The organism is Thermus antranikianii DSM 12462 (assembly GCF_000423905.1).
In the GTDB taxonomy this organism is placed as follows: domain Bacteria; phylum Deinococcota; class Deinococci; order Deinococcales; family Thermaceae; genus Thermus; species Thermus antranikianii.
Window position 1 is genome coordinate 1 of the sequence record NZ_AUIW01000021.1, and the last position, 19,491, is coordinate 19,491.

Annotated in this window: 15 protein-coding genes, 1 tRNA gene, 1 rRNA gene and 1 pseudogene; 6 read left to right on the forward strand and 12 right to left on the reverse strand. The window is 65.1% G+C overall.

Annotated elements, in window-relative coordinates:
- Positions 1 to 2,711, reverse strand: a 23S ribosomal RNA gene (locus tag G584_RS0110465); the annotation flags it as partial.
- A gap of 191 nt (positions 2,712 to 2,902) precedes the next feature.
- Here G584_RS0110465 and G584_RS0110470 point away from each other — a divergent pair.
- Positions 2,903 to 2,979: transfer RNA gene (locus tag G584_RS0110470), tRNA-Ile, on the forward strand.
- 76 nt (positions 2,980 to 3,055) lie between these two features.
- On the opposite strand, the gene G584_RS0110475 is transcribed toward G584_RS0110470, so the two are convergent.
- The gene (locus G584_RS0110475; protein ID WP_018110676.1) at positions 3,056 to 4,231 is read right to left on the reverse strand and encodes a tyrosine-type recombinase/integrase; all 1,176 of its coding nucleotides are present in this window, start codon (positions 4,229 to 4,231) and stop codon (positions 3,056 to 3,058) included.
- A 247-nt stretch (positions 4,232 to 4,478) separates the two neighbouring features.
- Here G584_RS0110475 and G584_RS0110480 point away from each other — a divergent pair, with 247 nt between their 5' ends.
- Both G584_RS0110480 and G584_RS0110485 read left to right on the forward strand, forming a co-directional pair.
- The gene (locus G584_RS0110480) at positions 4,479 to 5,411 is read left to right on the forward strand and encodes a ParB/RepB/Spo0J family partition protein (RefSeq protein WP_169333335.1); all 933 of its coding nucleotides are present in this window, start codon (positions 4,479 to 4,481) and stop codon (positions 5,409 to 5,411) included.
- Positions 5,412 to 5,918, forward strand: coding sequence for a hypothetical protein (locus G584_RS0110485; protein ID WP_018110674.1), 507 nt, complete (start codon positions 5,412 to 5,414; stop codon positions 5,916 to 5,918).
- A 195-nt stretch (positions 5,919 to 6,113) separates the two neighbouring features.
- Here the strand turns inward: G584_RS0110485 and G584_RS0110490 are convergent, their stop codons facing one another.
- Genes G584_RS0110490 through G584_RS0110505 form a run of 4 tightly spaced genes read right to left on the reverse strand, consistent with a single transcriptional unit; the run spans position 6,114 to position 9,139 of the window.
- Positions 6,114 to 6,701 (reverse strand): hypothetical protein, encoded by a 588-nt coding sequence (locus tag G584_RS0110490; RefSeq protein WP_018110673.1) that lies wholly within the window; start codon positions 6,699 to 6,701, stop codon positions 6,114 to 6,116.
- Positions 6,689 to 7,852 carry an AAA family ATPase gene (locus tag G584_RS0110495; protein ID WP_018110672.1) on the reverse strand — a complete coding sequence of 388 codons (1,164 nt, stop codon included), beginning with the start codon at positions 7,850 to 7,852 and terminating at the stop codon, positions 6,689 to 6,691. Before G584_RS0110495 ends, G584_RS0110490 begins: the two co-directional genes overlap by 13 nt.
- Complete coding sequence (locus G584_RS12990) at positions 7,843 to 8,862, reverse strand: DNA primase (RefSeq protein ID WP_245563398.1); 1,020 nt, start codon at positions 8,860 to 8,862, stop codon at positions 7,843 to 7,845. The genes G584_RS0110495 and G584_RS12990 overlap by 10 nt, the downstream gene beginning before the upstream one ends.
- A gap of 16 nt (positions 8,863 to 8,878) precedes the next feature.
- Entirely contained in the window at positions 8,879 to 9,139 is a 261-nt protein-coding gene (locus tag G584_RS0110505; protein ID WP_026174959.1) for a bifunctional DNA primase/polymerase, read from the reverse strand.
- Positions 9,140 to 9,561: 422 nt separating this feature from the next.
- Between G584_RS0110505 and G584_RS12850 the strand changes: the two genes are divergently transcribed.
- Complete coding sequence (locus G584_RS12850) at positions 9,562 to 9,876, forward strand: helix-turn-helix domain-containing protein (protein WP_211207069.1); 315 nt, start codon at positions 9,562 to 9,564, stop codon at positions 9,874 to 9,876.
- Between the two features lie 30 nt (positions 9,877 to 9,906).
- A complete protein-coding gene (locus G584_RS0110520) occupies positions 9,907 to 10,599 on the forward strand; it encodes a thermonuclease family protein (protein ID WP_018110670.1) in 693 nt (230 codons plus the stop codon).
- On the opposite strand, the gene G584_RS0110525 is transcribed toward G584_RS0110520, so the two are convergent.
- The 6 genes from G584_RS0110525 to G584_RS0110550 are packed head-to-tail and all read right to left on the reverse strand — an operon-like array spanning position 10,596 to position 18,821.
- Positions 10,596 to 11,273 (reverse strand): HlyD family secretion protein, encoded by a 678-nt coding sequence (locus G584_RS0110525; protein ID WP_018110669.1) that lies wholly within the window; start codon positions 11,271 to 11,273, stop codon positions 10,596 to 10,598. The two genes, G584_RS0110520 and G584_RS0110525, sit on opposite strands and share 4 nt — an antisense overlap.
- The gene (locus G584_RS0110530; protein WP_028494585.1) at positions 11,254 to 14,541 is read right to left on the reverse strand and encodes a Swt1 family HEPN domain-containing protein; all 3,288 of its coding nucleotides are present in this window, start codon (positions 14,539 to 14,541) and stop codon (positions 11,254 to 11,256) included. The genes G584_RS0110525 and G584_RS0110530 overlap by 20 nt, the downstream gene beginning before the upstream one ends.
- A 56-nt stretch (positions 14,542 to 14,597) precedes the next feature.
- Complete coding sequence (locus G584_RS0110535; RefSeq protein ID WP_018110667.1) at positions 14,598 to 15,149, reverse strand: helix-turn-helix domain-containing protein; 552 nt, start codon at positions 15,147 to 15,149, stop codon at positions 14,598 to 14,600.
- Between the two features lie 4 nt (positions 15,150 to 15,153).
- Positions 15,154 to 15,579 (reverse strand): helix-turn-helix domain-containing protein, encoded by a 426-nt coding sequence (locus tag G584_RS12200; RefSeq protein WP_083922066.1) that lies wholly within the window; start codon positions 15,577 to 15,579, stop codon positions 15,154 to 15,156.
- A 2-nt stretch (positions 15,580 to 15,581) separates the two neighbouring features.
- Positions 15,582 to 15,944, reverse strand: a complete 363-nt coding sequence (locus G584_RS0110545; protein ID WP_018110665.1) for a type II toxin-antitoxin system RelE/ParE family toxin — start codon at positions 15,942 to 15,944, stop codon at positions 15,582 to 15,584.
- A 42-nt stretch (positions 15,945 to 15,986) separates the two neighbouring features.
- Positions 15,987 to 18,821 (reverse strand): DUF1156 domain-containing protein, encoded by a 2,835-nt coding sequence (locus tag G584_RS0110550; RefSeq protein WP_018110664.1) that lies wholly within the window; start codon positions 18,819 to 18,821, stop codon positions 15,987 to 15,989.
- Positions 18,822 to 18,858: 37 nt separating this feature from the next.
- Here G584_RS0110550 and G584_RS0110555 point away from each other — a divergent pair.
- Positions 18,859 to 19,491, forward strand: a pseudogene (locus G584_RS0110555) (IS256-like element ISTth4 family transposase); the annotation flags it as partial.

The window sequence follows — 19,491 nt, forward strand, 5'->3', positions numbered from 1 at the left end:
GCTTATGCCCCTGGAGGGACAGCTGGGAAACCAGAGGTGCGTCCCTTCCGGTCCTCTCGTACTAGGAAGAGCCCCCCTCAAGCCTCCTGCGCCCGTGGCGGATAGAGACCGAACTGTCTCACGACGTTCTGAACCCAGCTCGCGTGCCGCTTTAATGGGCGAACAGCCCAACCCTTGGGACCTTCTTCAGCCCCAGGATGCGACGAGCCGACATCGAGGTGCCAAACCTCCCCGCCGCTGTGGACGCTCGGGGGAGATCAGCCTGTTATCCCCGGGGTAACTTTTATCCGTTGATCGATGGCCCTTCCACACGGGACCACCGGTTCACTAGGCCCGGCTTTCGCCCCTGCTCGGCTTGCAGGCCTCACAGTCAGGCTCCCTTCTACCCTTGCGCTCTCCGGCGGATTTCCGTCCCGCCTGAGGGAACCTTTGGGCGCCTCCGTTACCCTTTAGGAGGCGACCGCCCCAGTCAAACTGCCCGCCAAGCGCTGTCCCCAATTCCTTGGGTTAGGCCCCCAGCCGCATCAGGGTGGTATTTCACCGGCGCCTCCACCGCCCCCGAAAGGGCGGCTTCACAGGCTCCCACCTATCCTACGCAGACGCGACCAAGAGCCAACACCAGGCTGCAGTAAAGCTCCACGGGGTCTTTTCGTCCTGCCACGGGTAGGCCGCATCTTCACGGCCAGTTCAATTTCACCGGGTCCCTCGCCGAGACAGCGCTCCGGTCGTTACGCTTTTCGTGCAGGTCGGAACTTACCCGACAAGGAATTTCGCTACCTTAGGACCGTTATAGTTACGGCCGCCGTTCACCGGGGCTTCGGTTCAGGGCTTGCACCCTTCCCCTTGACCTTCCGGCACCGGGCAAGCGTCGCTCCCTATACCTCCTCTTACGAGTTCGCAGAGAGCTGTGTTTTTGGTAAACAGTCGCCAGAGCCTGTTCACTGCGGCTCCCCAATGGTGCCCGGAGGCACCACCGGGAGCACCCCTTCTCCCGAAGTTACGGGGCCAACTTGCAGAGTTCCTTGGCGAGGGTTCTCCCGCGCGCCTGAGTGCTCTTGCACCCGCCCACCTGTGTCGGTTTCCGGTACGGGTTCCCATGGGTTGTGCTTAGAGGCTTTTCTTGGCTCCCTGGCTTCGGGGGGTTGTCACCCTCACGGGCTTCCCCACCACGCAGAGCTCCCGGGGAGCGGATTTGCCTACCCCCCACCCTGCGCTTCTGGCCGGGCTCGTCCATGGCTCCGGTCCCCCTAGCCTAGAGCGTCCCCCCATCGCACCCATGGGAAGGGCCGGAATATTAACCGGCTGCCCTTCGGCTACGCCTTTCGGCCTCACCTTAGGTCCCGCCTAACCCTACGCTGACGACCATTGCGTAGGAACCCTTGGGCTTACGGCGACAGGGATTCTCACCCTGTTTATCGTTACTCATGCCGGCATTCGCACTTCCCTTACCTCCAGCCGCCCTCGCGGACGACCTTCATCGGCATCGGGAACGCTCCCCTACCGCCTGGGGGATCACCCCCCAGACCCGCAGCTTCGGCGCTGGGCTTAAGCCCCGATCATTTTCGGCGCAGCGTCGCTCGACCAGTGAGCTATTACGCACTCTTTAAAGGATGGCTGCTTCTAAGCCAACCTCCTGGCTGTCTCAGCGACGCCACATCCTTTCCCACTTAGCCCAGACTTCGGGACCTTAGCTGGCGGTCTCGGTTGTTCCCGCGCTCGGACGCGGACGTTATCGCCCGCGCCCTCACTCCCAGGCTCCACCTGGGACCCTTCGGAGTTTGACAGGGTTTGGTAGGCTGGTGGGCCCCCTAGCCCTATCAGTGCTCTACAGGCCCCAGTCAGCGCCTGAGGCTGACCCTAAAGTCATTTCGGGGAGAACCAGCTATCTCCGGGTTCGGTTAGCTTTTCACTCCTAACCCCAGCTCATCCGAGGGGTTTGCATCCCCCACCGGTTCGGGCCTCCACTGGGCTTCACCCCAGCTTCACCCTGGCCAGGGCTAGCTCACCCGGTTTCGGGTCCACGGCCGCGGACTAACGCCCTGTTCGGACTCGGTTTCCCTACGCCTCCGCCTCAACGGCTTAAGCTCGCCCACGACCGTGAGTCGCCGGCTCATGCTTCAATAGGCACGCCGCAACCCCCAAAGGGGCCGCGACTGCTTGTAAGCCCACGGTTTCAGGCTCTATTTCACTCCCCTCCCGGGGTTCTTTTCACCTTTCCCTCACGGTACTGGTGCGCTATCGGTCACCCGGAGTACTTAGCCTTAGGCGGTGGTCCGCCCAGATTCCCCCATGGCTCCACGAACCACGGGGTACTCGGGTACCCTCACCTATCCCCTCCCCTTTCGCCTACAGGGCTTTCACCTTCTCTGGCGCTGCTTCCCAGCAGCTTCGGCTAGGGTCAGAGATTCGGCATCCGAGGGCCCCACTACCCCGCCCGGACAAGCCAGGCGGTTTAGGCTCTTCCCCTTTCGCTCGCCGCTACTCAGGGAGTCGCTTTCGCTTTCCTCTCCTCTGGGTACTGAGATGTTTCAGTTCCCCAGGTTCCCCCCGCCAAATCGGCGGTGACCCGTGTTCCCACGGGCCGGGTTCCCCCATTCGGACATCCAGGGATCAACGCCCGCTACCGGCTCCCCCTGGCTTATCGCAGGTAGCCACGTCCTTCATCGGCTCGGGGGCCAAGGCATCCACCGTGGGCCCTTAGCATCTTGACCCTCAAAGGCCGCTCATCACGGCCTCCAACCACCTATCCTCCACCCCAGCTTTCAAGATCCCCCGCCGCCCCTTCAGGCAGCGCAAAGAAAAAACTACCAGACCAAAACAAGACTGTCAAGGGGCCGTGGGAGTACACCGCTGGTATCTTGACGGAAGGGCTTCCCCTCGCTAAGCTGGTTTTTGCGTGCGGGGGCGATTAGCTCAGCTGGTCAGAGCGCACGCCTGATAAGCGTGAGGTCGGTGGTTCAAGTCCACCATCGCCCACCACGATGAAGACGCAAAGCTTCCCCCCTCGGTAGCGAGGGGGGAAGTGCTTTAGGGGGCTATTTGGAGGGCCATTTGCTCAGGCTAGGGGCCTGTTTCCAGAGCTTTTTAGGAGGTCTTCCAAGTCTATTACATAACCCCGGCGCTCCTCTTCCAGGAGATGGCGGTAAATGCCCAAGGTGATGTTGGGGTTTGCGTGGCCCAGGCGCTCACTCACCACCTCCAGGGGGATGCCTCGGGAGAGGGCCAGGGAGGCCCAGGTGTGTCGGAGGTCGTGCACCCGCACCCGACCCAGGCCTGCCTTCTCTGCCAGGCGGCGGAGATAGTGGTTGAAGGCATCCGGGTCATAAGGTTTTCCACCGCCGAAGAGGAAGAGCTCCCAAAGCTCCTCCGGGGTTAGGCGCTCCAGAAGCTTCTGGCGGCGCTCCTGCAAGCGCAGGAGTAGTCCCCGGGGTAAGGGGACTTTTCTACGGGCATGCCTGGTCTTGGGAGCGCTGAAAGTTCCCTTGCCCTCTACTTTGGTCCATGAACGCCATACCGTCAGTTCTCCTCGGGTGAAATCGATGTCCCGCCATTGCAGGGCAAGAGCCTCCCCCCGGCGTAGCCCCGTTGCCAGCATAAGGCGGAGGAGGAGGGCCATATCGGGGCTTTTGGACCGCTCCGCCTCCTCCAGGAGGCGGGCCACCTCGTGGGGCTCCAGAGCCCGGGCGGCTTTCTCCCCCTGGGATAGGCGTAGGCTCACCGCCTCTGCGGGGTTGCGGGCCACCAGCTCTAGGCGGAGTGCCTCGCGGAAGAGGGCCTTTAGGCGCATGAGGACTTTGCCGACCGTTCTGGCCGAGTACCCCTGCTCCATGACCCTGTCTAGCACCCCGCGAATGTGGGCAGGGCGTACCTCCTGCAAGCGCATGCGGCCTAAGGGATCATGGGCAAAAGGGTCTTTGAGGGAGGGCATAGCGCGCATGAGTTCTTCTTTGGCGAGGCGGAGAGAGTTTGGTCGCAAGCCCTCCCGCTCCAGGCGCTTCAGGTACTCCAGGGCAAACTCGCGGGTACTCTGCTTGGAGGGTTCGGCCAGGAGGCCCTTGGATTTCTGGTCTACCAGCTCGGCTAAGAGCTTTTCCGCCTCGCGGCGGCTATTGGCGTAGCGCTTCGCCTTGAGGAGCTTGCCCGTAGCGGGATCAACCCACTTGAGCTCGGCCACCCATTTGCTCTTGGTGGCGTCGTAATAGGTGGAGCCTCCTCCTTTACCGCGTGCCATGCTTTCCTCCCGTCGCTTCTGGCAAAGGCAAAGCCTTTCCCATAGTTGGCTACATCCTACCTAGCGGGGCTATAATCCTTGCTCCTTTAGATGGACTGTCTTCCTAAGAGGGGGGAGGTTATTCGAAAAGTGCGTTTGGGGGATGGGGACGACTATGGTTTGGTATATGCTAGGGGCTCTCTTCAGACCACCCCAAACCGAGGCCCAAAGCCAGGCTTGGCCTGAGGCGGACCAGCAAGCCCTTCACATGGCTACCCTGAGGGTTTTGTCCCCAAGAGAAGTGATCGTTGAGGGGCGGGTCACGTTGGTTGGCGACACCTCCACGCCCATTGAGTGGGTGCCCATCAGCCAAATCGTGCCTAACGCCACTCCACCCAGGGCTCATTACAACTGGGAGGTGATCGAGCGGTTCCGCGACTCGATCCTCAGGAACGGCCTTATCCACCCTCTCGTCGTGTACCGACGGCTGACGTTGGTTAATCCGCCTTTCGTTTTACTCGATGGTCACTACCGCTATTACGCCCTCCAGCGCATCGCTGAGAAGCGAGAAGGTGGGGGCGACCTCAAGGTGCCCGTCCTGGTCGTGACGGGCATGGCTCAGTTCAACGCTCTGGGAATTCGCTTTACAGCAGACTCTGGCTTGGTTGTTCCCCATTCCGATCTAGATCGCGCTCTGCAAATTGACGCACTGCTTTCTATGGCTGACGTACCCCTAGGGGTGTTTGTAGCTGTGCTCCGAGAAATCCTATCGGCAAAGTCTAAAGGCAATCAGCATGACCTTGTTCCTAATGCGTTGACCCTTAGGTTGCTTGGAGTGTTTGGTCTTAAGCCAAGTAAGGCAGTCTACTACCTGGGGACCTTTTTGGAGGAACCTGCCCTCTACGAGTTGGCTAAGGCGCGGCTGGTTGGAGATCCGGTGTTTCGGGTTTTGGCCCAGCGCAGGGTACGGGCGCATCCCCTGTTCAGCACGTTTCTGGAACGAGCGAAGTGGGGTATTCCAGATGAGAAAGCGTTCGCCCGGGAGGTGCGTGCGATTGTGGCCCCAGATACCCCTGCGGCCCGAAAAGAGTCTGTCTACCGGGGCCTTCGGCGTCTGGCGAAGCGGGCTGGAGGTTGGAAGCGCCTGGCTGAACTCCTCGACGACTGGCTCCGGGCTCTGCCGCCTGAGGAGGTCAAGTAAATGGCAGTCCCTTACGGAGAGTTGCGGCGCGCGATTGATCTCGGCTTGCCCGTGCCTGTGGTCCTAAGCGGGGTGAGGAGCCGGCCCTTCGACCTCATGGCGCTCTTTTTGGGGAACTGCATTGGGAGGGTGGCAAACTGGGTAAAGGAACCTGACGTGGCTCTTCTGGAGTGCCTTCGCCCTCGGTTGCTCTGGGAATATTTTGAGTACCCTGAGATCCAGGGGGAGGTAATTGAAAAGTGGGTTCTCCATCCAGACTCGCCTTGCCCGTTTCCTTTTCCTGTTGTTGCCGTACCGGGATTTGGCAGGATTGTAGTGCTTTTTGGCAGGGTGTGGCCTAAGGGGATGCTTAGACAAGGTTACTACTGGACCTTGGCGCAATCCGAAGAGCTGCCTATTCGACACCGGAGGTTATTGATGGAGATGGCCCGGGGAAGGGTCGAGGGACTTACCCGCCACCAGCGGGATTACATGTGGAAGCTGTATAAGGAAGGGATCAAGCCCTAGAAATCCCGTCCAGGACAAGCGAAATCGCCCCTTTTTCCGCAAAGGGGCAGTTCTTGTTGTACGCGTCACCTTTTGTTTCCGGAGTCACTGGTTACCTCCTGAACGGAGGAGGGAGAGGGGCAGAAAAATAGGGGGGCGAGGGTATGGTGGGGGGCACTATGCCCGGAAAGGGTGGGTCCCCTAGCGACCTAGGGTCTAGAGGATATCTGTCCAGTAGCTACCATGTACTGACTTTCCCTGTCGTTCCAGCAGTATGTGGTTGGGGTTCATTCGTCCCCGGGCAGCGGCTTCTGTGTAGACCCGCATCCGTGCATCGGGCCACCCGTAGATTTCCACCCGCCCGCTCCTCTCCACCCGGAGGAAGATCACCAGGGGGGCCTCGAGGTCCAAGACCATCCTGCCATCGGTAGAGCCTAGGTGCACCCTCCGGGGGGCGGGGAGATTCCGAGCCCGCCAGAGGAGGTGGGGGAAGAGGTTTTCGACGGGGGCCAGGACCCGCTCGGGCTCCTTCTGGGCCGGGTAGTAGAAGGTGGCCCATACGGGTTCGGGGACGCCCTCCCGGGCCAGGAGGATGCAGGTCAGGCGCTCCAGCCGGAGGAGTTCCCGGGCGGGAATACGCTTTCCCTCCTCTAGGGCGTGGGGAAGGGCATGCTTCCAGGCAGTCAGGGTAGGGCGGTGCTCAGGGGGCGGGGCAGGGGAGAAGACCACCCGCTCCCCCTCCCGGCGTACCGTGTAGGTGGCCTCCTCTAGGACGCCCAGCAGGTTCACGGTCAAGGGCTCCATTCTTCCACCTCCTCAAGCCCAGACTGGGGGGTTGGCACGGGGGGAGGGAGGGGGGACGATTTTGGGCCAAGCTCCCGATTTTGGGCCAAGGAGTTGGCCCAAAATCCTTCCTCGTCCTGGACGGCATTTTCCCGATTTTGGGCCAAGGGCATAGAGAGATTAGGGCGGGGGAGTCGGAGAACCTTAGGGGCTCCTCTCCCCGGAAGCGCCACCTCCTCCACCAGCCCCCGTTCCCTGAGCCCGGATAGGGCCCGCTTGGCGGTGCGCTCGGAGACGTTGCCCCGCTGGACCACCTCCTCCAGGAGGGCTTTCCGGGGGAGGCCTTCTTCCCCTGCTTCCGCCAAAAGCTCTAGGATGGCCTTCTCCGCCCGCTCCTCCAGGGTGACTGCTTCGGGCAAGGGATAGGGCCTGAAGTAGGCCCCCTCCCCATCCGCAAGCCACACCAGCTCGAGGCCAATGGGCGGCGGCAGGGGGGCATAGGACTGCTTCACACAGGTGAGCTTCACCACGTCCCTGCCCTCCACCTCTTTGGGGGGTATGCGGTCCAGGGCAAAAGCCGCCCGAGGGGAGAAGAGCTTGGCGGTAGAGCCCAATGGCCCCTTTTCGGCCACGGTCTGCCCGGGGGCAAGCTTCCCTACGTGATCCAGCAGGAGGAGGGCCGCCCCCGTGGCCTGGGCCAGGGAGGTCAGGGCACGGATGGGGGCGTGCACCTGCTGGGGCTTGATCACATCCACCCCCAAGAAGGCAGAAGAGAAGGCGTCCAGCACGATGAGGGCCGGGGGGTCTTGGCGAAGCTCCTCCTCGAGGGCCCGCACGTCCTCGGGGGTCAGGCCTCCCTCCACGGCCCGGAGGTCCAGGAGGGCTGTATCGGCATCTTCGTAGGCCCGGAGGAAGCGACAAAGCCAAAGAGCGTAGCCCAGCCCCCCGGGATCGTCTGCATCCAAAATGAGCACCTTCCCCCGCTTCACGGGGCGCTTGCCGAAGAGCCCCTGGGGCCGGAGGGCCTGGACGGCGAGGAAGGCCACCAGGCGGGTCTTGCCCTCCCCCTGCTTGGCAAAAAGGACGCTCACATAACCCGAGGGGATGAGCTCGTCCACAAACCACTCCACCACGGGAGGCTCCTGGGGAAGGGCAAGGCGCTTCACCGCCATCCCTCATCACCCCCTTTCTTCCAGGGATTGGGGTCCTTATATTGTGATGTTTCGTTGGCCCAAAATCGGGTTTTTGCCGTCCAGGACGATGCAGGATTTTGGGCCAAGGGGCTGGCCCAAAATACCTCTTTTGGCCCAAAATCCCCCCGATCCTCTAGGTGGAGGGGTGCCCGGCTTCCCACCTCGAGGCCCCATCGCACCGCCTCCCGGGCCTCCCGCTCAGGAAGCCCGGCCTGCATGGCGGCGGCTACCAGGACTTCTTCCGCTTCGTGGGGGTCTAGCCCGTGGGGGAGGAGCCCCCCAGCGGCCCTGGCGTAGGCGATCAAGGTGTTGTGACGGGTGCCCACGGGGGCGCTTGCCACCCGGTCCGCATAGGCCTCGAGGATCGCCCTCAGCCTCCGGGGAGAAGTCCCCTCGGGAGGGGCGGGGGGCTTCACCTCCTCTCGCCGGGGAAGGGCCTCCTTTAGGAAGTCCAGAAGTTCTGCTGTTCTCTCCTGGGGCTCAGGGGGGAAGCCCGGGAGGAGGAGTCCCGTGTAGGTGAAAAACCGCCCTCCCACCTCCTTGTAGGCGTAGACCTCCACCCCCATGGGGCCCAGGGTGAACCGGGCGGCCCGGTCCCCTTCCAGGTGGGCCCAGAGGAGGATGTGCAAACCCCTGCCAGATGGGGAAAGCTCAGCGTAGCTCCCAAACCGCCTCAGAAGCTCCTGGGCCTCGAGGGGAATGCCCTCCCCGGGCCACCCCTTCCAGTCGAGATCGATGCCCACCAGCCCCCCACCCAGGACCACCCCCAGGCCGGAGTAGCGGCCCGGGTAGCGCCTCAGGGCGGCCAGAGCCTCCTCGTAGGTGCCCCAGTCCTCCGGGCGGCGTACCGAAGCCCGGTAGGGCTTGGGAGAGCCCTTGGGAGAGTAGGGCACCTTGGTCGGCCCGCCTTCCCGTTCCTCAGCACGCCACACAAGCCAACGACGCTCTTTTGCCAGGGTGACGGCTACAATGGGATTAGACTTCTGCATAGGAGTCTCCTTTCCGCTACCCCCGCGCCTCCACGCGGGGGGCCTCCTTTTCTCCTGCAAGGAGCCGCTCGACCGAGGTCCTGACGATGTAAAGCCGCTTCCCCTGGGGCAGGCGGAACCCCTCCGGGGCCAGGATGCCCACCCCGGCCTTGGGCTCCCGCGTCCACCAGGCGCGGATGGTGACCAGGCTTTCCTCCGGCCCGTGGGGCCGCTTCTCCCCTGGCGAAAGCGGCAAAACCGTGTAGCCTAGGCGGACGTAACCCAACGTGGCATGCATCACTGCAGGCCCTCCCTGCCTCTCCTGGCGTCACTCGACGTTTTTTCCGTAACCAGCTCCTCTAACCGCCCGTCAATTAGGGCCTCTGCTACCCGTACTGGAATTAGGAGCCTGCGCCCGATTCGAATTCCGTGCTGGCGAGCTATTTTGTACGCCAAGTCCCGGCCAATAATTTCGGGCCCAAGCATCTGTCTTAGTTGGTTAACCGTGAGTAAGCGGCGGTTTCCGTTCACACTGGGAGAGTAGCGTATGGTCTTTTGGCTCTTGAAAAACAAATTTTGTCGTCCAGGACGACCATAGAGCCTCCTTTAGGGCAGTTTTTGTGGTGAGCCCCAAGGGTGACGCCCCGGGAGGGGGGGTGGGGGGAAGGGGCGGGGGAGGTTGTGGCGAGCCAGAGCATGCTATCTTGCGAGGCAAAGCCTATGGAACTTCGAGTAATTCCCACCCCTGACTTTCGGGAGCTTCTGGAACGCCTCGAAGCCGCCGTGAGTGCTTTGGAGCGGATGGCGGGAACAGGCCGCCTCAAGACAACAGGCAACAGGATGGGCTACAGCGTGGCAGAGGTTGCCGAGCTCCTCGGGCTGAGCAAGAACCTGGTCTACAGGGCCATCCACTCCGGGAACCTGAGGGCCGTCAAGCTGGGAGGAAGGCTGATTGTTTCGCACCGGGCACTGGAAGAGTGGCTGGGTTACGTGGGCTCCGAGGAGCAAAAGGGACCTCGAGGCCGAACTTGGTGAGCCTCGGAGGGCCTGGGCTACCCTAAGGGCATGAGGCCCCTTTTGGGTCTCGCGTGGGCGGTCCTCCTGGGTCTGGCCCTGGCCCTCAGCCCCCAAGGCGGGCTCCAGGGGCCCCTTCAAGTGGTGCGGGTGGTGGACGGGGACACGGTGGAGCTGGCCGGGGTGGGCGCCGTGCGGCTCATCGGGATAGATGCGCCGGAGTCGGGGTACAACCGGAGGACCTCGGGTCCGGAGGAGGTGCGGCTGGGCCTCGAGGCCAAGGCCTTTCTCACCCGCCTGCTCCAGGGAAAGCGGGTCTGGGTGGAGCTGGATGTCCAGGAGCGGGACCGCTACCGCCGGGTGCTGGCCTACCTGTACCTGGAGGATCCCAAGGGAGACTGGACCTATGGGGCCAGGCGCTTCCGCCAGGTGAACCTGGAGGTGGTGCGCGCCGGGTGGGCCGAGCCCTACACGGTGCCGCCCAATGTCCGGTACGCCGATCTCTACCTCCAGGCGGCGCGGGAGGCCCGGGCCAGGGGGGCGGGGATGTGGGGGGAGAGCGCGCAGGGGGCCTCGAGGCCGGGAAGCGGGAAGTGCGACCCCGCTTATCCCGCGGTCTGCATCCCTCCGCCGCCCCCGGACCTGGACTGCGGGGACATACCCTTCCGCAACTTCAAGGTGCTTCCCCCCGACCCGCACCGCTTTGACCGGGACGGGGACGGGGTGGGGTGTGAAAGCCGCTAATCCCCCACCAACACCACCTCCACCGTCACCCCCTTGGGGGTGAGGTCCCGCACCTTCACCTCGGCTACCCGGCCGGCCACGGGGGAGCGCACCAGCTGGCGCTCCGCCTCCCGGTCCCGCCTCCGCTCCAGCCTCGAGGCCTCCAGCCTGGCCTCCCGCAGGCGCTCCTCCAGGTGGGCCCGCTCCCCGGTGTAGTCCAGGACCAGGCGCTTCCGCCTGGCCAGAAGCTCCTCCACCCGGGCCTCGGCCTCCAGGAGCTTCAGCCGGGGCTCCGCCCCCTGGGCGGCCAGGTAGCGCAGGCGGTCCCGGGCCTCCCGGGCCCGGGCAAGCTCCCCCTCCAGGACTTCCCTCTCCAGGCGGAAGCGCCCCTCCAACCGGGCCAGGTCGGCCTCGAGGCGTGAGGCTTCCTCCTGCTTGGCCCCCGCCCTCTCGGCCAGCTCCTCCAGGGGAGCCTCGTCCACATACCGGGCCAGGGGCTCCCCCTCCTCCACCCGGTCCCCGGGGCGCACCAGGAGGCCGGAGAGGCTGGGCAGGTCGGGGATGACGATGGGATGGACCTGGGGCAGGACCGGGAGGTGGGTCGAAGCATCGAAGGGTGGGCTGAGAAGATGGTTGAGGGAAGGGGATTCCCTAAGCCGGGTTTCGGCTTGCCCCTCACGCCTCCTCGAGGCCATACTCCGCCTTGAGGGCGTTGCTGTTTTCCCGCAGGGCCCGGGCGAGATCTTCCGGGAAGCCCTCTTCGGCCTCCGCCTCCACCTCAAGGACCACCCGCACCCGCACCCCAGGTTCCTTGGCCAGTTGGAGGACGATTTCCTTGGCCAAGAGGTCGGCCTCCCGCAGGAGGTCGGTGGCAGGAACCTCCTTCTTTAGGTAGAACCGCCTGGGCTTGGGCTGGGGTGGGGGAGGAGGCGGGACGGGCGGGGCTATGGTAGATCCACCTCCTAACGTGTTTGGCGTTGCAGTTTCAGTATTTTCCATTGTGGTCTCGGGGGGGTGGGGCTTCTCCTCCGCCTTGGCCCTTTCCGCCACCTCCTGCTCCAGGAGGAACCCCGCCAGGTTGGGGGCAAACCCGCCTTCGCGCCAAAGCACCCCCTTGGGGTGCTCCCCCTCGAGGCGCTCTGCGTAGCCGAAAAATCCGTCCTCCACCCCTTTCCGCACGGAGGCCAGGAGGACTTCCTCGTCCTTCAACCGGGGCAGGTAGGGGTAGGTGCAGAAAGCTTCCCAAAGCCAGCGCAAGGGCAAGATGCCCTGGGAATCCCGGGCGGTGAAGAAGCGGTAGCGTTCCAGGGTGTCCCGCAGGAACCGGGGGTGCCACTCGGTGTAGACTAGGCTCTCGTTTTTGGCCTTGCTCGCCGCCCGCTCAAGGGGCTTGCCGCTTCCCTGGAGGCGGAGGGCCTGGAGCTCGAGGTCGGGGGCCTTGGGGTCGGGTTGGTGGAAGCTGAGGAGGTGGCGGTAGGCTTCTTCCAAGCGGGTGTTTAGGGTGTTCTCTGCCTCGACAAGCCGCGACCGCACCTGGGCCCTGTCCATATCCCCCAGGTTCAGGCTGGGAGCTTCCTCCAAGATGGACTTCCAAGCTAGGTAGCCCCTCGAGGCCGCCTCCAGGTCGGGCCAGGAGGTGGCTTCCGCCGCTAGGAAGAGAAGGGTGTTGCGGTAGAGCCTGGGAGCCTGCCCGCGCCGGTCCAGGATCTCCCGCGCCAGGCGCTCCGCTTCCGATTCCCCTTTGGTGTGGGAGGCCCAGGGGGGCAGGACCACGAGGCGTAGGGCGGGCTCGTCGGGCACGTCCCCGCTACCTTCGGGGACAGCGTGGACGGCGGCGAAGAGGCTGGGACGCTCCTTGGCCCAGGCACGGATGCGACCCACCAGCTCCCGGCGCACCTCCTCCGGGTCCAAGGCCGCGGCCCGGTCCTGGGCCAAGCGGTTGAGGCTGGGGCGGGTATCGAACCAGTAGCGGTCCCCCTCCGCGTGAAAGTAGGTGAGCTGGTCGGTGAGGGCTTTGAGGGCGTCCCCCACAAAGGAGGGGTTCTCCCCAGGCTGGACCACCCCCAGGCGCACCCGGATGCCCTCTACTCCCCGAGGCCGCCCAATGGGGGCGGCGGCGGGGGCGGTAGCCATGAAGACCGCCCGGGCGGTGCGCCGGGCCATCTGGTGGCGGCCTAGGTTAGGCCGTTCCTTGTCCAGGAGGAAGGCTTTGGCATTGGGGCCGTCCACGTCCGTGTCCAGCACCTGGTCGAAGCCCTCCTGGAAGCGGGAGAGGTGGCGGGTGAGCTCATACCGGGGCCCTCCGGCATCGAGGGGTAGGCTTCCCGGCAGGATCATGAGGGAAGGATCCCCCCGGGTCCACAGGGTGTGGACCACGGCGGCCATCAGGCGCAGTACTCCCCGGGTGCGCTGGAAGCCCTCGAGGGTGGACCAGTCCCCATAGAGGCGGTCGAAGAGTTCGGGGTGGATGGGGTAGGCCAGCTTCATGCGGCGCTCGTAGTCGGCCTCGGCGGTTTCCGCTGGGAACTCTCCCTTGTGCTCCCGGTAAAGCCGCATGAAAGCCTGTACCACGGCGTCCCGGTCCCGGAAGCCCTCGGCGGAGAGGGGCAGGAAGAGCCTGCGGCGTACGATCTCGTAGGACTCGTCCTGGGTGGCGGGCTGCCAGACGCTCTCCAGGCGGCCAAAGACGTTCTGCAGACGGAGGAGGGCTTCCCGCCCACCCCCGCCCCCCACCTCGGCGTCGGAGGCGGGGAGGGAGGCCACCACCAGGGTCCGCCCGCTCCGCTTGGCGGCCTCGGTGAGGGCTTGGGCGAAGGTGAGGTTCTGGTCGAAGGTACCCGCAGGGAGGTCCTCCTCCCCGTAGAGGTTGCGCAGGTAGGCTACCCACTCGTCGATGAGGACCAGGACGGGGGCAAAGCGGTCAAAAAGCTCCTTGAGGGTGTCGGAGCCTGGGGCCACGCCCCGGAGGTCCCCTTCCTCCACCAGGCGGTAGCCCTCCACCCCGCCGATCTGGTAGGCCATCTCCCCCCAGAGGGTGTGGACCACAACTCCCTCCGTCTTGGGGCGGCGCTTGGCAGGGTCTAAGGCAGTGCCCACCAACACCGCCCGCCTGGCCTTGGGGGCCTGAGTGAGGCCCGCTTCCTTCAACACCTCTTCCAGCCCGGGCACTTCGTGGGGGTCGAGCCCTCCGCCGAAGAGGTGGTAGAGGGCCAGCATGGAGTGGGTCTTGCCGCCACCGAAGGCCGTCTGCAGCTCCACCACCGGGTCGCCTCCTTCTCCCGAAAGGCGCCTGAGGGCGTTCAGCAGGAGGCGCCTGAGCCCCCCCGTGAGGTGGGTGCGGCGGTAGAACTCCAGGGGGTCGCCGTACTCTGGGCTCGCCTCCCCCCGGAGGACCTGGGCCAGGTCGGCAGCAAACTCGGCCTCGCTGAAGCGACCCGAGGCCACGTCAGGGTGGGGAGTGGCCACCTCCCGCCAGGGCTTGAGGCCGGACGGGGTGGGTAGCTGGGGCAGCTTGGCCGCCCGCTCCACCTCCCGCTTGGCCTCCTCCTCGAAGCGGCGGCGCAGAAGCTCCCGGGCTAGGCGCCCGGTCTCCTGGGCTTCCTCTGCGGCCACCATCTCCAGAAGGCGGGTCATGGTGTCCAGGGCCCGGTGGGCGTCCTCCAGGGTGAAGGCGTTCTGGTGGGCGTGGCGGTTGCGCACCTCAATGAGCTCCTTCACCAGGGTGCGCCCCCACTGACCCAGCTTCTCGTCAAAGACCTCGTGCCAGCGGTAATCCATGAGCTTCAGGAGGGCCTGGGCGTCGGGGTCTTGCAGTTTGTCTCGGTCGCCCTTCAGCACCTCGAGGGCCTGCCGGGCCCATTCCTCCCCGTACACCCGGCGGTACTCCCGCTCCACGAAGGGGCCGAGGCCCGCCTTCAGAAGGTCCAGGCCCCGCCCCACGATTTCCCGGTTGCTAAGCGCCATATTCCTAAGAATACGCGGCCAGGCTCCGGAAGCCTGGCCAAATGGGCACGGAGGGCCTAGAGCTTCATGGCGGGCAGCACTAGCCGGGGCAGGCCCATCTGGGCGGTGAGGAAGTCCACGTAGACTCTCAGATAAGGCCAGAGGTTAAGGGGCAGGTTGCGCTCCCGGAAGACCTGGAAGAGGGCTTCGTCGGGGAAAGTGGTGCACCGGTAGCGGGCGGCCACGCGCAGGTGGACGAAGCCGAAGCTCCCCTCGTCGTCCTGGAACTCCAGCCTAAGCTCCAGGCCCGCTTGGAAGCCCTCCTCGGTCTTCGTGGGGCCGAAGGTAGAAAGCCCATCCGGAGGAGGGCCGAAGCGCTTGGAGCCCTGGGGCGACCGTTCCAGCTTGGCGTGGACCTCGAGGAGCTCCACCCCCAGGATCTCCAGGCCGGCGATGAAGTCTGCGTAGGCTTCCGGGGAAGGTTCTCCGCCCTCTTTGGTGGGGAGGAGCTTCGCCCGGCGCAGGGTGTTGTAGACCCGCTGGTAGGTGAGGCCAAGCTCCTTGGCAATGGCAGAAACGCTCTTGCCCTCCTGGTAGAGCCTGCGGATGGTGGCAGACTTACTTTCCATCGGCCTAGGCGATTTCCTCAAACGCCTGCTTCCTCTTCTGGGTCAGGGTGGTCCAGGTTTCCGCCACCGGCTCCCAGCCCTTAGCCGCACCTGCAGCCAAGGGCTCGTCCGCGCCCAGATCAAAGCGGGCCAGGACCTCGCCCTCCTCGTCGGTGAACTCCAGGCGCAGGGAAAGCCCCAGGGCCTGGGCGTAGCGGGCCAGCCCCTCGAGGGTCATGGAAAGCCCGGCGGAGGTTTCCATTTGGCTCACGCGGCTCCGGGAAACCCCCAGGCGCTCGGCCACCTCCTTCTGGGAAAGCCCCTTGAGCTCCCGCAGGTAGCTCAGGAGCCAAGAAAGCTCCTCGTCCAGAACCTCCCGGTAGAGGCGAGCGCTTTCGGGGTCCTTCAGAGACTCCTGGAAGTAATGGCGGAAGTCCATGTGCCGGCCCATAATCAATTCACCTTTCCCTTCTTCATGGCCTTATAGGCTTGGACAGCCAGCTTGAGGAGTTTGGGGTCCGGGCTATCCTGGTCCTTGACCTCCCCCGCTGCCACCACGAAGAGAAGCTCTTCCTGGCGCCAGTAGTAGAGGCGTATACCCGTGCGGTGGCGGAGTTCCCAGATGGGCGCTTCCAGGTGAGCAAGCGGCTTGGCCAGAGGCGGGCGGAGGTCCGGGCCTTGCTCCCCCAGCGTCCAGAGCAGGCGTAGGGCGAAAGTGTGGAGCTTGGGGTTGTGGCGCTTAAGGTCTTCCAGCCAGTCCCGCACCTGCGAGCGCCCTCTGGCGTCCTCGTAGAAGACCACCCGGTAGCGCCCCACCTCACACCCCCATGGTATACCTACCCAAAAGGTTAGTCAATGCTAACCTCGGAAAAGCTCTTCCTGTATCGCCCGCCGGGTCTTGCGGGCCTCCACGCTCAGGTGGCCGTAGCTTCCTGCCAGGAGGTTGAAGTCCTGGGCTTCCGCCAGGCGGCCCTTGCGTTCGGCAAGCCCGTAGAGGCGGTAGGCCAATGCCCTGGCCCCTTCCGCCAGGGCCTCGGGGGTGCGGGCCAGGAGGCTCGCGGCGGCGCTCTCCCCCTGCTCCTTCAGCGCTTTGATGAGCCCGTGGGCCACCTCCCAGGCGGAGAGACGGCGGTCCTGGGCGGGATCCCAGCCCGCGGTGTACTCCTCGGGGCGGAGGAGGCGCACCTTTCCTCCCTTGGCCCGCAGGATGCCCCCCTCCTTCACCGCGGCCACGGAGACGTTCTTGGCCTTGGCCAGGGTTTCCGCGTCCCCGTAGGGGCCTTCGCCGTAGCCGTACTGGTCGTACCAGGCGATGGCGAAGCGGGTGGGGGCGTCCAGCTCGGCCTCCTCCTCGGCCAGGAACTCGTCCAGCACCTGGTTGATGAGGGCCAGGGCCTCCCGCACGGGGATGGCCCGGCCATCGGGTTCCAGCACCGCCCCAAAGCGGCTGTAGACCGCCATGCCGGGGCCGATGGCGCTTTGGGCCAGGTCCACGGGGGGAATGCTTCCTTGGGTGAGCTTGCGCAGGGCCTCAGGAAGCTCCCTCCGGAGGGTCCGGAGGAAGTCCTGGCGGGTGGCGGTGGGGGCGTCCTCTGGCCGGGGGCGGCAGACCAGGACGATGGAGGAGGCTAGGGCGTTGGAGTTCTGCCCCCTGGAGCGGTTAGTGCGCTCCGTGCGCATGGGCCAGGTGGCGGTGATCTGGAAGCCCGCATCCACCAGGCCCTGCAGGAAGGTCTCCCAACCCGTGGAGGCCACCCTGTCCGTGCCTCCTTCTTCCTCCTCCCCCTCCTCGGTCTCCTGTTGCTTGAAGGCGTAGTAGAGGGAGAGGGGGTAGTGGGGGTGGGCCTTGGCCCGGAGGTTCTGGAAGACCCGGCGCATGCCCTCCTCGAAGTGGCGCTTGGCGGCCTCCCTGCCTCCCTGGCGGTAGGGGTCGGCCACCAGCTCCTCGGCCTTGGGGGTGAGGAGGGTGCGGAAGAGGCTGGGGTAGGTGTCCCCTAGGGACTTGCGGAGCCAGACGTAGAAGAAGTCAGAGAGGTCGGCGTAGGGAACGTTGTCGTAGTAGGGCGGGTCGGTGGAGATGAGGGGCGGGGTGGGCACCCCGTTTACTGAGTCCAGGGCGTTCCCCTGGCGGGCCTGGCCCTCGGGGTGGGCGGGGAGGGCTTCTAAGGCTTTGGCCACCCATTCAACTGCATCCATGAAGTTGCGCGTGGAATCAGAGAAGGGGTTTACCTCGGAGAAGTCCCAAACCATGGGGAGGGCTTGACGACCAAAGACCCCACCAACTTTCTCTCCGCCGCTTTGCCATCTCGATAGCGAGTTACCACTTTCTGCAAGGCGATCCAGGACAAAAGCCAGGTACACCCCCACCGCCTCCGCATAGGCCTTGGCCCCCCTTCCCCCTTCCGCCAGGGGGATGCCGTCATCGGACAGGCCCGCCTCGAGGGCATCCTGGTACACCCGCTCCCTGGCCTCCGCCACCAGGTCGGCGAAGGTGGTGAGGGCCACCAGCTGGCGGGGGGTGAAGAGGTCGGCGTGGGTGCTGAGGCCGTAGTTCTGCACCCGGAAGCCAAGGGCCTGCTCGGGAAGCTTCGTGTCCGGCCTCCACCTCGGCACCGCCCCCCTCGCCACCTCCTCGTGCTCTGGGGTGGGGGCGTGGTAGTTCCTCCCCTTTTCGCCCGCAGTCACGATGGCCATCAGCCTGGCCCCCAGGCGGCCCGCCTTCCCCTCCCTGCGCACGTGGTCCAGGGGGATGTGGGCCCCGCACACCAGACACCGCCCGCCCCGCCTGCCCACGGTGCCCTCCACGGGGGGCTTCTCCCCCCGCTCCACCCGGAACTGGACTTGGCCCTCCCGCACCTCGGGCACCACGTAGACCCCCTTGCCCGCCTTCTTGGAGAGCCAGAAGGAGCGCACCAGGGGGGCCTCCGCCCCGCAGGCGGGGTTGGGGCAGGCCACGGTGCGGGCCCAGAGCCAGGCGATGACCGTTTCCCCGTCCAGGTCCAGGTAAAGGTGCCCGATGCGCTTCCTGGCCTCCTCCCGCATCCAGGCCCCGTAGTGGCGCACGTCCTGGGCCAGGCCTGCGGCTCGGGAAAAGGCACTATTCCCTATGGGCTTGGCCCGGTACTCCGGGTTCACCGGGGGCAACCCGGCAAAGCGGGCGGGGATTTCTATCAGGGCCTTGTTGATGAGGACGGCCACGGGGTTCAGGTCTCCCGCAAAGGCCCTCAGTCCCAGGCGCTGGGCCTCGAGGGGAATGGTGCCCCCTCCAGCGAAGGGGTCCAGGACCGGGGGGGCCTTTTCCAGGAGGGCTTGGATCCGCTCCTTGTCCCTGGGGGAGGCGGGGGGCTCCTCCCCCAGGGCACGGGCGAGGCTTTTGGCGATCTCGTAGCGGGCCTCCCCGATGACCCCGTTGTCCTTTTCCGCTTCCTCGGGATCTTTCACGCTGTCCCAGTTCACCAAGCGCTCCAAGAGCCCAAAGAGCCGCTGGCGCTCCGCCTTGGCCTCCTCCTCAGGCAGGTACTCCCCAGGGTCGTCCACCAGGCTGGCGAAGAGGACCGCCCGTGCCGAAGCCAGAGGCCGCCTGGCCCACCACAGGTGCAGGGTGGACGGGTGGCCGTGAAAAGAAAATCTCTCTTCTAAGGACTCCCGGTTGATGGCCTCGAGGGGTAGGGCAACCTCAATGAGCTTTCTCATGGGCTAGGGTCGTGTAAGGATTTATGTGTAAGGGCCCGTGTTTAATAGGGGGGCACACCTTAGCACGAGGAGGTGCCCCGTGGACCAGGATACCTTGCGGATCTTGCTGAGGGAAGCGGTGCGGGAGACAGTAGCCGAGGTTCTGCAGACGGTTCTGGAGCTGGACCGGACGGCCTTCTTGCAGGTGCACGGAGGCCGCAGGAACGGCTACTACCCCCGCAAGCTGGAGACCACCTTCGGCCAGGTGGACCTGAAGGTCCCTAGGGATCGGGAATCTCGGTATTACCCGGCTTTCCTTAAGCCCTACGTCCGCCGCCTGGTGGACGTGGGGGAAGTGGCGGTAGCCCTTTACGCCGCCGGGGTCAGTCAGCGCAAGGCGGCCGAGATACTGAGCCTGCTCTTAGGCCACCGCTACTCCCACGAGACCCTGAGCGCCCTGACGGACGAGGTCCTGGAGGCGGCAGGAGCCTTCCGCACCCGGCCTTTGCCCGAGGAGATGGCCTTCGTCTACCTGGACGGGCTTTCCCTAAAGGTCTTCAGGGAAGGAGAAGGGATCGTACGGGAAAGCGTGTATGTGGCCCTGGGCATCGCCCCTAATGGGGAGAGGCGGGTCCTGGGGTTTTGGCTGTTGCCCACGGAGAGCGCCCTGGGATGGGAGGGGGTCCTGGGG

Bases quoted from the DNA above. Each gene is read 5' to 3' on its own strand.
- G584_RS0110475 (WP_018110676.1), bottom strand. From the start codon at position 4,231: ATGGCACGCGGTAAAGGAGGAGGCTCCACCTATTACGACGCCACCAAG.
- G584_RS0110480 (WP_169333335.1), top strand. From the start codon at position 4,479: ATGGCTACCCTGAGGGTTTTGTCCCCAAGAGAAGTGATCGTTGAGGGG.
- G584_RS0110485 (WP_018110674.1), top strand. From the start codon at position 5,412: ATGGCAGTCCCTTACGGAGAGTTGCGGCGCGCGATTGATCTCGGCTTG.
- G584_RS0110490 (WP_018110673.1), bottom strand. From the start codon at position 6,701: ATGGAGCCCTTGACCGTGAACCTGCTGGGCGTCCTAGAGGAGGCCACC.
- G584_RS0110495 (WP_018110672.1), bottom strand. From the start codon at position 7,852: ATGGCGGTGAAGCGCCTTGCCCTTCCCCAGGAGCCTCCCGTGGTGGAG.
- G584_RS12990 (WP_245563398.1), bottom strand. From the start codon at position 8,862: ATGCAGAAGTCTAATCCCATTGTAGCCGTCACCCTGGCAAAAGAGCGT.
- G584_RS0110505 (WP_026174959.1), bottom strand. From the start codon at position 9,139: ATGCATGCCACGTTGGGTTACGTCCGCCTAGGCTACACGGTTTTGCCG.
- G584_RS12850 (WP_211207069.1), top strand. From the start codon at position 9,562: ATGGAACTTCGAGTAATTCCCACCCCTGACTTTCGGGAGCTTCTGGAA.
- G584_RS0110520 (WP_018110670.1), top strand. From the start codon at position 9,907: ATGAGGCCCCTTTTGGGTCTCGCGTGGGCGGTCCTCCTGGGTCTGGCC.
- G584_RS0110525 (WP_018110669.1), bottom strand. From the start codon at position 11,273: ATGGCCTCGAGGAGGCGTGAGGGGCAAGCCGAAACCCGGCTTAGGGAA.
- G584_RS0110530 (WP_028494585.1), bottom strand. From the start codon at position 14,541: ATGGCGCTTAGCAACCGGGAAATCGTGGGGCGGGGCCTGGACCTTCTG.
- G584_RS0110535 (WP_018110667.1), bottom strand. From the start codon at position 15,149: ATGGAAAGTAAGTCTGCCACCATCCGCAGGCTCTACCAGGAGGGCAAG.
- G584_RS12200 (WP_083922066.1), bottom strand. From the start codon at position 15,579: ATGGGCCGGCACATGGACTTCCGCCATTACTTCCAGGAGTCTCTGAAG.
- G584_RS0110550 (WP_018110664.1), bottom strand. From the start codon at position 18,821: ATGAGAAAGCTCATTGAGGTTGCCCTACCCCTCGAGGCCATCAACCGG.